The sequence below is a fragment of the Streptomyces sp. NPDC002306 genome (assembly GCF_053593435.1).
The window spans coordinates 1-13,208 of sequence record NZ_JBSFCK010000052.1 but is presented as its reverse complement, the minus strand read 5'-3'; the positions used below and the strand labels follow the sequence as shown (position 1 = coordinate 13,208).

The 13,208-nt window shown below is 70.5% G+C and carries 12 protein-coding genes and 3 pseudogenes; 6 read left to right on the top strand and 9 right to left on the bottom strand.

Annotated features, from left to right (window positions below; genetic code table 11):
* Nucleotides 1-34: 34 nt before the first annotated feature.
* The 4 genes from ACWCQK_RS37975 (at nucleotide 35) to ACWCQK_RS37960 (ending at nucleotide 4,915) form a co-directional block, all read left to right on the top strand.
* A complete protein-coding gene (locus tag ACWCQK_RS37975) occupies nucleotides 35-1,594 on the top strand; it encodes an ABC transporter substrate-binding protein (protein WP_451163161.1) in 1,560 nt (519 codons plus the stop codon).
* A complete protein-coding gene (locus ACWCQK_RS37970) occupies nucleotides 1,579-2,592 on the top strand; it encodes an ABC transporter permease (protein WP_451163199.1) in 1,014 nt (337 codons plus the stop codon). The genes ACWCQK_RS37975 and ACWCQK_RS37970 overlap by 16 nt, the downstream gene beginning before the upstream one ends.
* Nucleotides 2,593-2,684: 92 nt before the next feature.
* Complete coding sequence (locus ACWCQK_RS37965; protein WP_451163159.1) at nucleotides 2,685-3,461, top strand: ABC transporter permease; 777 nt, start codon at nucleotides 2,685-2,687, stop codon at nucleotides 3,459-3,461.
* The gene (locus ACWCQK_RS37960; protein WP_451163157.1) at nucleotides 3,458-4,915 is read left to right on the top strand and encodes an ABC transporter ATP-binding protein; all 1,458 of its coding nucleotides are present in this window, start codon (nucleotides 3,458-3,460) and stop codon (nucleotides 4,913-4,915) included. The genes ACWCQK_RS37965 and ACWCQK_RS37960 overlap by 4 nt, the downstream gene beginning before the upstream one ends.
* Nucleotides 4,916-5,106: 191 nt before the next feature.
* On the opposite strand, the gene ACWCQK_RS37955 is transcribed toward ACWCQK_RS37960, so the two are convergent.
* Entirely contained in the window at nucleotides 5,107-6,057 is a 951-nt protein-coding gene (locus ACWCQK_RS37955; protein ID WP_451163155.1) for a M56 family metallopeptidase, read from the bottom strand.
* Complete coding sequence (locus ACWCQK_RS37950) at nucleotides 6,054-6,437, bottom strand: BlaI/MecI/CopY family transcriptional regulator (protein WP_451163153.1); 384 nt, start codon at nucleotides 6,435-6,437, stop codon at nucleotides 6,054-6,056. Before ACWCQK_RS37950 ends, ACWCQK_RS37955 begins: the two co-directional genes overlap by 4 nt.
* Before the next feature lie 307 nt (nucleotides 6,438-6,744).
* Here ACWCQK_RS37950 and ACWCQK_RS37945 point away from each other — a divergent pair, with 307 nt between their 5' ends.
* Complete coding sequence (locus ACWCQK_RS37945; RefSeq protein WP_451163151.1) at nucleotides 6,745-7,581, top strand: COG4705 family protein; 837 nt, start codon at nucleotides 6,745-6,747, stop codon at nucleotides 7,579-7,581.
* Nucleotides 7,582-7,770: 189 nt separating this feature from the next.
* Nucleotides 7,771-8,634, top strand: coding sequence for a COG4705 family protein (locus ACWCQK_RS37940; RefSeq protein ID WP_451163149.1), 864 nt, complete (start codon nucleotides 7,771-7,773; stop codon nucleotides 8,632-8,634).
* Here ACWCQK_RS37940 and ACWCQK_RS37935 read toward each other — a convergent pair.
* From ACWCQK_RS37935 to ACWCQK_RS37905, 7 genes and pseudogenes are all read right to left on the bottom strand, one after another.
* Complete coding sequence (locus tag ACWCQK_RS37935; protein WP_451163147.1) at nucleotides 8,615-9,982, bottom strand: sensor histidine kinase; 1,368 nt, start codon at nucleotides 9,980-9,982, stop codon at nucleotides 8,615-8,617. The genes ACWCQK_RS37940 and ACWCQK_RS37935 overlap by 20 nt on opposite strands.
* Nucleotides 9,979-10,638, bottom strand: a complete 660-nt coding sequence (locus tag ACWCQK_RS37930; RefSeq protein WP_451163145.1) for a response regulator transcription factor — start codon at nucleotides 10,636-10,638, stop codon at nucleotides 9,979-9,981. The genes ACWCQK_RS37935 and ACWCQK_RS37930 overlap by 4 nt, the downstream gene beginning before the upstream one ends.
* The gene (locus tag ACWCQK_RS37925) at nucleotides 10,620-11,312 is read right to left on the bottom strand and encodes a phosphatase PAP2 family protein (RefSeq protein ID WP_451163143.1); all 693 of its coding nucleotides are present in this window, start codon (nucleotides 11,310-11,312) and stop codon (nucleotides 10,620-10,622) included. Before ACWCQK_RS37925 ends, ACWCQK_RS37930 begins: the two co-directional genes overlap by 19 nt.
* Nucleotides 11,313-11,317: 5 nt before the next feature.
* The gene (locus ACWCQK_RS37920; RefSeq protein ID WP_451163141.1) at nucleotides 11,318-11,914 is read right to left on the bottom strand and encodes a phosphatase PAP2 family protein; all 597 of its coding nucleotides are present in this window, start codon (nucleotides 11,912-11,914) and stop codon (nucleotides 11,318-11,320) included.
* Nucleotides 11,915-12,343: 429 nt separating this feature from the next.
* A pseudogene (locus tag ACWCQK_RS37915) lies at nucleotides 12,344-12,656 on the bottom strand (IS630 family transposase); the annotation flags it as partial.
* Between the two features lie 6 nt (nucleotides 12,657-12,662).
* Nucleotides 12,663-13,118: pseudogene (locus tag ACWCQK_RS37910) on the bottom strand (transposase); the annotation flags it as partial.
* 7 nt (nucleotides 13,119-13,125) lie between these two features.
* Nucleotides 13,126-13,208, bottom strand: a pseudogene (locus ACWCQK_RS37905) (transposase); the annotation flags it as partial.

The following is a 13,208-nucleotide window of genomic DNA, read 5'->3' as shown; positions in this document are numbered from 1 at the left end:
AACTGAGTACGAACCCCTGAGACGAGGATCAGACGTGGGTGTCACCAGACGACAGCTGCTGTGGGCCGGCACCGGAATCGGTGTGGCCGGAATACTTGCCGCCTGCAGCAGCGGCAGCGGCGACTCCAAGGACAACGCGACTGCGGGCGGGGCGCATGAGAAGCCCCGCGCGGGCGGCACGCTGAGGGTCGGCGCCCTCGGCAAGGCCGCCGCGATCACCCGCGACCCGCACGGCACACAGGCGAACGAGAGCGACTACCTGATCATCAGCCTGATCTATGACACGCTCGCGATTCCCGGAGACACCGCCAACAGCGTCCCCCGCCTGGCCGCCTCCTGGAAGCCGTCGGCGGATCTGAAGACCTGGCGCTTCGTCCTCGCCGAAGGCGCCACCTTCCACGACGGCACTCCCGTCACCGCCGAGGACATGGTCTGGTCGCTCAAGCGGCTGCGCAACACCCCGGCCGGCAGCGCACGTCTGCCCGGTATCCGGCCCGAGTCCATCACGGCCGAAGACGCCAGGACCCTCGTCCTGCACTCCGACTACCCCAACGCCGACCTGCCGCTGCTGACCCGACTGACCACCTTCGTCCTCAAGAAGGACACCAAGGACAGCCGGCTCGCCACCGCCCCGGGCACCGGCCCCTTCAAGCTCGACTGGTACCGCGACGGCAACGCCCGCCTGGTGCGCAACGACGACTGGTACGGCGGCAAGGTCCTCCTCGACGCCATCGAGGTGAAGATCTTCGAAAGCCCGCAGGCCATGGCCAACGCCCTGCTGGCCGGGCAGATCGACCTCGCCTCCAACGTCGGCGCCGTCGCGGCCCGCACGGCCCGCACACGCAAGGACGTGCAAGTCCTGCGCCGCCCGGACGACATGGCGATGCCCATCGTCATGCGCACCGCCGATGGCCCGTTCGCCGACCCACGGGTACGCGAAGCCCTCCGGCTCGTGGTCGACCGCGACGCCATGGTCGAACAGGTCCTCTCCGGCTACGGCACCGTCGCCAACGACATCCTCGGCACCGGCGACCCCGCCTTCGCCAAGGACATCCCCCAGCGCAGGCGCGACATCGCGAAGGCCAGGCACCTGCTCGCCGGCGCCGGATTCGACACCTCCAAGACCTACGAGCTGCTCACCACCGAGGACATCGCCGGCCTCGCCGAGTCCGCGACCCTCTTCGCCACCCAGGCCCGCGAAGCCGGCGTGAAGATCAAGGTCGTCAAGCAGGACTCCAAGGCCTTCTGGGACGGCACCTGGCTCAAGGGCGACCTGTACACCACCTATTGGGGCACCAACGACTCGGTGGTCTTCTTCGCGTCCAAGACCATGCTCTCCGACGCGGGCCAGAACGAGACCGGCTGGAAGAACGCCGTCTTCGACAAGACCTACCGCAAGGCCATGGCCACCACCGACGTCACCGAGCGCGGCGAACTGCTGCACCAGCTCCAGGAGATCGAGCACGCCGAGTCCGGCTACCTGCTGTGGGGCATGGCCGACGGCATCGATCTCGCCGGCTCCGCGGTCCGCAGCCTGCCCAAGCTTCCGGGGTACGGCCGAGTCCAGCTCGAGAAGACCTGGCTGGCACGTTGACCACGTTCCACCCGAGCGGCGCGCCCGTTCCCACGCCGCCCCGCGGCCCGGCCCGCATCCTCGAAGGCGCGGGCCGGGCCGCCCGGCTCGCCGCCCGCCGCCTGGCCATGCTCGTCGTGCTGGTCGCCGCCGTGTTCGCCGCCGTCGAAATCCTGCCGGGCGATGCCGCCGGCGCCACTTCCGACCGCGGCGCCAGTGCGTCCGAACTAGCGGCCCGTCGCACCGCCCTGGGCCTGGACCGGCCGCTCGCCACACGCTTCTGGGACTGGATGACGGCACTGCCCACCGGTGACCTCGGCACCACCGCCCGCGGCGAGCACGTCACCGACGTACTCGCCGGCCCCTTCCCCAACACCCTTGTGCTCGGCGTCCTCGCCCTCGTCCTCGCCCTCGGCGGCGCCCTGCTCCTCGGAAGCTGGGCCACGCTGCGCCCCGGCGGGCGGGCCGACCGCACCACCGACGCCCTGGCCACCACCGCCTACGCGTTGCCGGAGTTCGTCGTCTCCGTCGCCCTGCTGCTGCTCCTGTCCCAGTGGACCGGCTGGCTGCCCGCCGTCACGCTCACCGGAGCCGACGGCGCCCCCGAGTCCTGGACCATGCTCGTCCTGCCGCTGCTCGCCCTGGCGATCCCTCAGATCGGCTGGAACACCCGGATCGTGCGCGGTGCGCTCGCCGACCAGGCAGCCCTGCCGCACGTGAAGGCCGCCGTCCTCGACGGCCTCCCACGCCGCCGCATCCTCACCCACCACATGCTGCCCGGAGCCCTGCCCGCCGTCGCCGCAGGCATCGCCACGTCCGCGGGCATGCTCCTGGGAGGCGCCGTCGTCGTCGAGACCCTCTTCAACTACCCCGGTATCGGCGCGGTCCTGGCCGGCGCCGTCACAGACCGCGACACCCCGCTCGTCGCCGGAGTCGTCGCCGCGGCAGGCACCACCATCAGCATGCTCCTGCTGCTCACCGACCTCATCCGCACCACCGCACTGGGAGAGCGACGATGAGCGACCCCGCCAAGACCGGCACCCCAGCCGCAGGCCGTACACCGACGCGCACCCCCCGCCACCTCCAGCGGAAGCGAGGCATCCTACGAGCCGTGCCCGCCGCACTGCTCGTCCTGCTCGCCCTGACCGGTCCGCTTCTTGCCCCCCACGCCACCGACACCCCGCTGACCTTCCCCTATGCCACCTCCGGGAGCGGTGCCGTCCTCGGCGGCGACGTCCTGGGCCGCGACGTCCTCAGCCGCCTGCTGGCCGGCGGAGCACCCCTCATCGCAACCGCTCTGGGCATCGCCGCCGTCGTCACCGCCACCGCCACCGCCCTCGGGATCATCGCCGCGCTGCGGCCCGGCCTCGGCCGGTGGATCGAACGCGCGGCCGACCTCGCCATCCTCCTGCCGGCCGTCCTGGGCATCATGCTCATCGCCCTCGCCTGGCCCGGCGGAGGACGCCTCGCCATCGGCGCGGCCGCCACCGTCCTCGGCATTCCCTACGCCGTGCGGATCGTCGCCGCCGCGGCCGCACCGATCGCCGCCACCGGCTACGTCGAAGCGGCAGCCGCAGGCGGGGAACGCCTGTGCCATCTCGCCGTGCGCGAAGTGCTGCCCAACCTGCGTGCCACCCTCCTCGCCCTGTTCGGACTGCGCTTCGTCGAAGGCGTCTACGTCGTCTCCGTCGCCGCCTTCCTCCAGCTCGGCCCGCAGCCTCCCCAGGCCGACTGGGCTCTGATGATCCGTGAGAACGCCGCCGGCATCACCCTCAACCCGTGGGCCGTGGCCGCGCCGTGCCTGGCCATCGGACTGCTCGCCGTCAGCGTCAACCTCGCCGCCGAAGCCCTCGCCCCGGCCCGGCCCACCCCGGAGACACCACTGTGAGCACCCCCCCTCCCGTCGCCACGGTCACCGGCGTGTCCGTCGCCCTGGGCACCTCACGCCTCCTCGACGACGCCACTTTGACGCTCACCCCGGGCCGCATCCAGGCCATCACCGGCCCCTCCGGCGCCGGCAAGACCACGCTGCTGTCGGCGCTCATCGGAGCCCTCCCGGACGGCGCCCGCATCACCTCGGGCAGCGTCACCGTGCTGGGCGAGAACATCCTCGCCCTGCCGGCCGACCGGCTCCGCCGACTGCGCCGCCACCGCCTCGCCTTTGTCGGCCAGGACCCCGGCTCCGGCCTCAACCCGCGGATGCGCGCCGGGCGCATCATCACCGAGACCGCCCCCCGGACGGACCGCACGACCGTCGCCGAGCTGCTGCGCCTCGTCCACCTGCCGACCGACGAGCACCTCGAACGCCGCCGCACCGCCGGCCTCTCCGGAGGCCAGCAGCGCCGCGTCGCTCTCGCCCGCGCCCTCGCACGCCGCCCCGACATCCTCCTCCTTGACGAGCCCACCGCCGGCCTCGATCCCGCCCTGCGTGACGAGATCGCCGGCCTGCTGCGCCACCTCGCCACCCGAGACCGCATCGCCATCGCTCTCACCAGCCACGACCCCGACTTCGTCGCCCGCTGCGCCGACGACACCCTCGCCCTGCTTCCCGCCGTGCCCGCTCTCGTCCCGCCCCCACCACGGCCCGCCCCCGGCACGGCCCCGCGACCGGCCCGCGAGCGGGGAGCGGTGGTGACCGTCCGCGGCCTCGGCGCCCATCACGGAACCGGTCCCTCGCGCCGCCCGGTCCTGGCCGACCTCGACCTCGACCTGACCCGAGGCACCCTCACCGCGGTCGTCGGCCCCTCAGGGTGCGGCAAGACCACCCTGGTCCGCGTCATCACAGGCCTCCACCCGCCGGCCAGTGGCGCCGTCACCCTCGGCGATGAGCAGCTCGCCGGTCCGTACCGGCGGCGCACCCGGGACCAGCGCCGCCGCATCCAGCTCGTACCGCAGAACCCGCTCGGCGCCCTCAACCCCGCCCACACCGTCGGCGCCACCCTCACCCGGCCGCTGAAGCTCCACTTCAGCCTGCCCGCCGCCGCGTGCGACAGCCGCGTCGCCGAACTCCTCACCGCCGTCGGACTGCCGCCTGATTACGCCGGCCGCCGCCCCCACGAACTGTCCGGCGGGCAACGCCAGCGCGTCGCCATCGCCCGCGCGCTGGCCGCCGAGCCCGATGTGCTGCTGTGCGACGAGGTGACCTCCGCCCTCGACTCCCGTACCGCGGCCGACATCATGACGCTCCTCGCCACCCTGCGCACCCAACGGGGCCTTGCGGTCGTCCTCGTCACCCACGACCACGCCCTCGGCGCCGGGCACGCCGACGACATTCTCGACCTCACAGCGTCCGGCCGGCAGGCGCCCAGCACAGGGCGTAAGGCAGGGCTGATGCGCAGATGAGCACCGGCCCCGGCCGGTTGCGGACGCGACACAGCCGGGTCGGTCCGGTCAGATCGCTTCGACGGAGCGGCGGACCCTCTGCTCGCACCGTTTGATGACCGACGCGGCCGTCTCTCCCGGATCCCGATACGGCAGTGACGGCACCCCGCCTGCGCTCCTGGGTGCCGCCACCGGCTGTCCGGTCGGTGGTGTCAGCCTCCTCGTACGGCGACGGCCGCGTACTCCACGTACTCGTGCAGCCCGTAGGCCAGCGCGAGTGCGGCCAGCGCCGAACCCGCCACAGTCACCGCCAGGCCCAGTGCACCGGCCCGGTGGGCCCCGCCCCGCGGTGCCGCGGGCTCGGGCAGGAGCAACGCTTCGACCCGCTGGGGTACCGGTCCGGTCGTCACCGACAGCAGCGGGTACCTGCCGCTGGTGTCGCGGCTGTGGGATCCGGCCAGAGCCGCCCTGGCAATGGCAGCGGCCGCGACCTTGCGGTTCCCGACGGCGGCGGCGGCCGCTTCGTCCGCCCATCGCTCAAGGTGAAACCCCAGCGACTCCCTGAGGCTTCGCAGGGCGGGGTGAACCGCCGTGGACAGGTCGACCACGGCAGAGAGCAGGTGGTGACGGCCGGACAGGTGGGCACGCTCGTGGGCCAGCAGCACCTCGCGCTCGCCCGGTCTGAGGACTCGCAGCATGCCGGAGGTCACCATGATCCGGCCGCTGCGGCCCCGGTAGCCAGGAAGCGCGAAGGCGTCCACGTCGTCCCCCGGCACCACCAGCAGGTCCCCGGCGCCCGTTGCCTGGGCTGCCAACTGCCAGGCGCGCTTGAGCACGGCTCGGTGCTTGAGCCAGCGTCGAAGCAGCAGAACTGCCTGAACGAGCATGGCCAACCCGGCGGCACCGGCGGCCGGGACCGCCGTCGGCCAGACCTCCAGCACCCGCGGGAGCGGCACCTGCTCGAGCGAGGCGAGGAAGGGCACATGAAAGAGCCCGATCAGCGCCGCGATCGTGCCGCCGGCCATGAGAAGCGCCGCGGCCGTCAGCGCCCAACACGCCTCCCGGGGCGGGAGGACCCCTGCCAGGCGGCGGGCCACTGCCGCGGCACCCCACGGCAACGCGAGTGCCAGCACGACCATGACCAGGACCAGGACGAACATCATTCGGAGTCATCCTCGGCTTCGAGAAGCAGGCGCCGCAGCGTCTCCTCGTCGTTCTCGGACAGGGAGGACACGAACCGCTTCAGTACCAGGTCCCGACGCGGCTCGCTCTCCAGCTCACGGCGCATGCGTCCGGCGACCAGACCGGCCGCGTCCTCCACTGGTTCATAGGCGAAGCCTCGGCCCGACGGGATCCGGCGCAGCGTGCCCTTCTCGTAGAGCCGGGTCAGGATGGTGGCCATCGTCGTCCTGGCCAGTCCCTTGTCGAGCGCCGCATTGACCTGCTGCGCGGTCATGGGCTCACCGGCCTCCCACAGCACCGCGAGCACGTCCGCGAGGAGCTCACCGTGCGGACGCCTATCGTCTCGACCTCTGCCCGACATCTCTCTCCCGCTCTCCGGCAACCGCCCACGCGGCATGCACATCCACCTCGCCCACGTCTACATCCATGTCGACAAATGGCGTGAACGTTTCTTAGGCATGCCTAATCTACCGCTCGAGATGATCGAAAGGAGGCTGCACCCAAACGTGGGCTGCAGACAGGGCCTGCGTCCGCGCACGGATTCCCTGTCACGTAGCGGTGTGGCGGTCCTGTCATGTCGGAATCGACCGCACATGATCCTCGGGCCGCCCTGACGCCCACGGCGGCAGTCAGGATGCGTTCAGGTGTGCGGTGGCACGGTCAGGCCCATGACATGTGAGACATCCAGCTCCTCCGCGACGGCCGGGCCGCACGGCTCTGCCGCGCCTCCCGGTCGCCAGCCGCACTGGAACAAGGTGCCCGAGGTCACCGTCTACTTCTGGGTCATCAAGGTGCTGTGCACGACGGTCGGGGAAACCGCGGCGGACTTGCTCGCCCAGAAGGCCGGGCTGAGCCTGACTGGCGTGTCGCTGCTGATGGGCGCGCTGCTGGCGGTAGCCCTCGCCGTCCAGTTCCGCACGAAGGCGTACCAGGCCGGCGTGTACTGGCCGGCCGTGGCGCTGATCAGCGTCGTCGGCACGCTGATCAGCGACAACCTCACCGACAGCATGGGCGTGCCCCTGGAGACCAGCACCACGGTGTTCGCCGTGATCCTCACGGTCGTGTTCGCGGTCTGGTACCGGCGTGAGCGGACGCTGTCCATCCATCACATCGACACCACCGGCCGCGAAGCCTTCTACTGGCTCGCCGTCCTGTTCACCTTCGCCCTCGGTACAGCGGCCGGTGACCTCGTCTCGGAACAGATGAATCTCGGCTACCTGCTGTCCGCCGTGCTCTTCGCCCTGGCGATCGCTGCTGTCGCCATAGCGCATTTCGCACTGGGCCTCAACGCCGTAGGGAGTTTCTGGATCGCCTACATCCTGACCCGCCCGCTCGGCGCATCGACCGGCGATTACCTGTCCCAGCCGTCCGCAGACGGGGGCCTGGGCCTGGGCACGGTGGTGACCAGCGTGCTGTTCCTGGCGGTGATCCTGGGGATGGTGGTCTACCTCGTCGTCACCCGCAAGGACGTCACCGAGCCGGAGCGGGCCCGGCCGATCGCCTGACCCGTCGCACAGCAGGCGTTCAGGCCGCGTTCAGGCTTGCCGTGCCACGGTCGAGAAGGCCGGCCGCTTCTTTGTGGCCGGCTCACATCAGCAGAGCGCCCGCCCGCGTTTCGGTGCGGGCGTTCTGGTGTTCGGCCGAACGGGAGCACCACGATGGAGAGACCAGAGATCGTCACCGACATCGACGCGGTGAGCACGTCGACGACGGCCGCAGCGGTGGCGAGGAAACTGCCCGAAGTCACGCCCGCATTCTGGATCATGAAGATTGCCGCGACGACTCTGGGCGAGACAGCGGGCGACCTGTTCGCGCAGACACTGAAACTCGGCTACTTCCTCACCACCATCGCCCTGTTCGCGATCTTCGTGGCGACGCTGGCCGTCCAGCTGCGTTCCCGCCACTACAACCCGTACTTCTACTGGACCGTAATCCTCTCGACCAGCATGGCCGGCACCACGATGTCCGACTTCATGAACCGCGACGCCGGCGCGAAATACCTCTCGGACGGGGCGACCTCCCTCGGCTGGGGACCCCAGGGCCTCGGCCTCGGCTACCCGGCGGGGGCAGCGATCCTGATCTCCGTCCTTCTGGCGATCTTCCTCCTGTGGAAGGTGAGCGGCATGACGTTCCAGATCCGCGAGATCGTCAGCTTCCGTGCCGAGGCCCTCTTCTGGTCCGCGATCCTGGTGTCCAACACGCTCGGGACCTCAATGGGAGACTTCCTGTCGGACAGCTCGGGTCTCGGCTACGCCGGAGGCGCGCTGCTCGTGACCGGGCTGCTCCTGGTGCTTCTCGCGCTGAGGAAGGTGCCCGCGGTCTCGAACGTGACGCTGTTCTGGATCGCCTTCGTGCTCACCCGCCCCCTCGGCGCGACTGCCGGCGACTTCCTCACCAAGCCAGTGACGAAAGGCGGTCTGGACCTTGGTACCGCGGGATCTTCCGCAGTCCTCCTCGCCATCCTGATCAGCCTGATGGCCTGTGCCCAGGCGCGCGAGCGCAGGACCTGTTCGGCACGGACCGCTGAGCAGGAACGGGTCAGCCGGCCGGCAGGCTGACGGTGAACCTGGCACCGGGCGCGTGCGTGGGATCGTAGGCGACCTCGCCGCCGACGGCGCGGGCCAGACGTCGTGCGAGCGGCAGTCCCAGACCCGCGCCGTCGTGCCCGTCGCCTTCATCGGCGCGTTGCCCTGGCCGGAACAACGCGCCGGCGAAAGCCTTCGGCACGCCGGGACCGTCGTCGATGACATCGATTCCTACCGTGCCGGGCATTCGCCGGGCGGACACCGTCACGTTCGACTGTGCGTAGCGGGCGGCATTGGCGAGCAGAGGACTGAGGAGCCGTTCCAGGAGCGCGGGCGCCACCCCCGCCTGTAGCACCAGGGCTTCGGTCTGCAGCGTGGTCTTGATCCGCTCCGGGCACTCCATGTGCTGAAGCAGGTGTCTGAGGACGGGCACGACATCGGTCGTGCCCGGGACCCTCGCCGGGTTCTGCGCGCTCTCGCGGGCGTCGTCGAGGAGGGTGTCGCAGATCGTGCGCATGGACTGTGCGGCCTCGGCCACCACCGCGTGGGCGGCACGGGCCTCCTCGGCCGAACGGGACCGGGCCTGAAGCCAGTCGAGCTCGATGACGATCCGGGCGAGCGGGGTGCGCAACTCGTGAGACAGCTCCCCGGTCAGTTGCTGCTCATGGCGCAACACCGTGCGTATGCGGTTCAGGAGTGCGTCCAGAGACGTACCCAGACGGGCAAGTTCGGCCGGCTGATCCGCGGCACCGAAACGGTCGTCCGAGCCCACGGCACTCCAGTGGGTGGCCTGGTCGGTCATGGTCCTCACCGGACGCAGGGCCCGGCCGACGGACAGACGGGTGAGCACGTAGGTGCACCCGAGCATCACGGCGTCCAGAACCACTGACCCCAACAGCAGGGTGTCGGCGGAACTCCGGTAGGGGCCAAGGCCAAGGGCGGTGACGACCGAGGCGGCCCGGTGGCCGGACACGGCCAGCGAACACAGCCGGACGGGCTGAGGTCTTTGGACCGTCGCGCAGGCGTTCTCACGCTGCGCGGCCAGCCGGTCTGCCGCCTGGGTCAGCGCACCGCCCGCCGCGGCGGACGCAGGCCTCTCCAGCAGGCGCCCGCCCGCGTAGATCCACACATTCGTGTCGAGGAGACGGTCGTTGGCAGTCTCCAGGACACGCACCCGGGAGCCGCTGGTGTCGACGGTGGCGGCAACTGCGGCCCCCCGCGCATGCAGTTCGCTGTCCGCCTGGTGCTGCAGGTGCCGGTCCATCACGACGTTGAACACCACGGTCAGAACCGTCATCAGCAGCGCCGCAGTGGTCAGCGCCACCAGGGAGAGCCGGCCCCTCAGCGTACTGGGCACCATGCGGCGCAGAGATCCGGTCATGACAGACGATGTCCGATCCCGCGGGCTGTGCCGAGGCTCAAGCCGCTGCCTGCCTCACGCAGCTTGCGGCGCAGCCGGGTCAGATACTGATCCAGGGTGTTGTCACTGACCTGCGCGCCCTCGGGCCAGCCGGCCCGAACCAGGTCGATGCGGCGCACGATCGTGCCGTCGGCGGCAACGAGCGTGGCCAGGATCCGGAATTCCGTCGGGGACAAGGCGACCGGCGCGCCGTGAGCTGTCACGGTGTGGTCGACGGCGTCCAACACCAGATCACCCGTCAAAGCGACCGGCCGTGGAGTGGTTCTCTTCAGCTGGGCTCTCAACCGGGCCGCGAGTTCGGCGAGATGGAAGGGCTTGGGCAGATAGTCGTCCCCGCCGGCGGAGAACCCGGCCAGCCGGTCGGTGAGCCCCTGGCGGGCAGTCAGGAAGATCACGGGCCCCGGGAACCCATTGGCCCGCATGGCCTGGCACACGTCTCGGCCATCGGCGTCGGGCAGTCCGATGTCCAGGACTGCTGCCGAAACGGCGGGGGTGGCCAGCCGCAGGGCCATCGCACCGTCGGTGGCGAGTACGGGATCGAAGTCGTCGGACAGCCCGCGGCGCAGTGCGTCCCGCAGAGCATGGTCGTCCTCAACGATCAGGATCTTGGAGCGCACGAGCGCCTCCCTTGGCCGGGCCGCAGAATCATGCCCTCGACGAACGATCCGGGCAGCCACCGGGCCGATGACCACAGACACATGCCGAGCCAGCCGACGGCGAACAGCCAGCCTGCGATGACATCCGTGGTCCAGTGCACTCCGAGATAGACGCGACTCAGGCCCACCAGCGCACCCCAGCAACCGATGACCAGTCGCAGCGCTGTCGCTTCACGCGGAGCCCGCAGGGTCACCGCGATGATCAGCAGCCCCGCCGTGAGGGCGCCCGTGGTGCTGTGGCCCGAGGGGAACGACCACCCGGAGGCGTGTGTGGCCCAGTCCGCGTGCGGAGGCCGGGCCCGGTGCACCAGCTCCATCACCGCATAGCGCAGCGCCTGCCCCGCGGCCAGACACAGCAGGCACAGGGCCGCGGCGAAGATCCGGTGCCGCGCGGTCCGTCCGGCCGTGAAGCCGGCCAGCACTGCCAGCGTGTAGGGGATGACGCCGGTGCCGGTGGCGGTCACCGCACGCATCGGGGCCAGCGCCGCCGCCGGACGGTGATCGAGCGACCACGTCAGGAGACTGTCGGATGCCCCACCGGCACCGCTGACGACGATGGCGGCCAGCATTCCGAACGCGGCCCACGCGCCGACGCCGACGCTTCCCGCAAGGTCCGCCACATCACGGCGCTTCATGATCCTCAAAGCCGGGCCCCCAGACGCTTGGGTGTCAGCCGGCGCGCCAGGCTTTGCGACCCCTGGCGCAGCACACCCGTCCCAGCCATCGATACGAGCGTGCCGACGATCAACCCGGCCACAGCGTCGTGCGGGTAGTGCGCGCCCACCCACACCCGGCAGGCGGCCATCGCCAGAGCCGCCACGATCGCGACCGCTCCGAGTCGGCGCGAGACGAACATCAGGCCCACGGCAGCCGCGGCCGCGATCGCCGCGTGGTTGCTGGGGAAAGACCAGTCACCCGGTGCCGGACACGCTTCCAGCGTCCTCACATGCAGGCTCTGACACGGCCGGTCCTCGCGTACAACCAGCTTCACCAGCATGTCCACGCCGTACGCCACGAGCACGAAGCCGGGGACGGCAAGCGCCGCCGCCGCAGCTTGAGGCCCGGCCGGACGCGCCCGCCACCAGCCGACGACCATGAGCACGGCGAACACCACAAGCCCGAACGTCGACCAGAACGACACCAGGCCGTCCAGCCAGCCAGGAGCGCGCTGCGCCTCGTTCATCACGTCTTCGTAAACGGACCCGTCGATGGAGGAACCGTCGAAGGCCGACATCACCGATGCCTCCCCGCAGGCTTGGCGCTCGGCCGGCCGCACGGAGCCTCGGCGCGGACGTCCAGAACCCCGAACACAGCGCACTGCGCCTGAAGGCCGAGCCCGATCACGGCGGGGAGTGAGGCCGGCTGCATCAGTGTGGCCATACGGTCAAGGCCCTTTCCTGAGGACGAGCTGAACTGGATGAACAACACGGCACGACCGACTACAAGAAAGTAGACCGTCTACTGCACTGTAGACGATGTAGAGGTCGCGAACGTTCCCGAGCCAGCACGCTTCAGCACATGCCGACACGCCGGCGGTGATCATGCACCGCAGCGGCAGTCGCCTCTCGGGGCTCACGCGTGACGGGAACGCGCGGAGGAACCGCGGCCATGCCAGGCGGCACCGCGGCCGTCCCGCGACGACCCAGCGAGAGCGGTGACCTGAGGCGAGAGCCAGTCCGGTCTCGGCGAGGCAGCCGCCGATGAGTTCGGGACGGCGCTGGATGTGTGCCAGACCTCGGCGGAGGGTCCGGGTGAGGTGGCCGGGGTCGGTGAACGCGGTATTGGCCATCGGCCCTCGCCGCAGCAGAGACCAGACGCCTTCCACGGGATTCAAGTCCGGGCCGTAGGAGATCGCGACAGCCCTGCCGGGAGAAGCTCTTGCGTGCTCCTTTGAGGAGCGAGTGGAAGCGGGGCCGGTAGATGAGCCGGGGCCCTGCGCCGGGCCGGTAGCAGCACATCGCGGCGACCGAGATCCTCCGGGCCGGGCTCTGCTTCGCGAAGCGGAAGGTGTGCTCCAGGTCGAAGCGGGGGACAAATGCCTGCCAGAACCGGTCCACGTCGTCCGGGGTGGCTCCGGTCTTCGAGGACCATAACCATACCGGCGGGGCATCCCGGTCCTTCGACAGATGCTCGACCTTCAGCCCCATCAATGTTCCCTCGACAAGGGGTAGTTCACCGTCGTGGTCGAGCCATGAGGAGCGGTGGGTGAGTCTTGGGTGGACCCGGTCCCACGCCTGGATTTCGGCCTTGCCGTAGTTGGTGGTGTCGGTGATCGCGGGCTCGGGCCAGGTCTCCGGTTCGGTGAAGCGGAACTCCGGGCCGTGCTTGGGCGGCCGGCCGTTGACGCCCTGCATCCGCAGTGGTTTCGGCAGCCGCATCACGCGGTCGGCGCGGACCTGGCCCACCAGCTCGACGGGCAGATCACGCAGGACCCAGGCTAGTGCCGCATCAGGCAACGTTCGCCCTGTCGACGACGGCGCGTAGGTGCCGGTCGTCGGCATGGCGGTTTCGCCAGATGATGTAGCGGCGGA

Coding starts and splice junctions, on each gene's coding strand:
- ACWCQK_RS37935 (WP_451163147.1), bottom strand. CDS start 9,982: ATGACCGGATCTCTGCGCCGCATGGTGCCCAGTACGCTGAGGGGCCGG.
- ACWCQK_RS37925 (WP_451163143.1), bottom strand. CDS start 11,312: ATGAAGCGCCGTGATGTGGCGGACCTTGCGGGAAGCGTCGGCGTCGGC.
- ACWCQK_RS37955 (WP_451163155.1), bottom strand. CDS start 6,057: ATGATGTTCGTCCTGGTCCTGGTCATGGTCGTGCTGGCACTCGCGTTG.
- ACWCQK_RS37945 (WP_451163151.1), top strand. CDS start 6,745: ATGACATGTGAGACATCCAGCTCCTCCGCGACGGCCGGGCCGCACGGC.
- ACWCQK_RS37950 (WP_451163153.1), bottom strand. CDS start 6,437: ATGTCGGGCAGAGGTCGAGACGATAGGCGTCCGCACGGTGAGCTCCTC.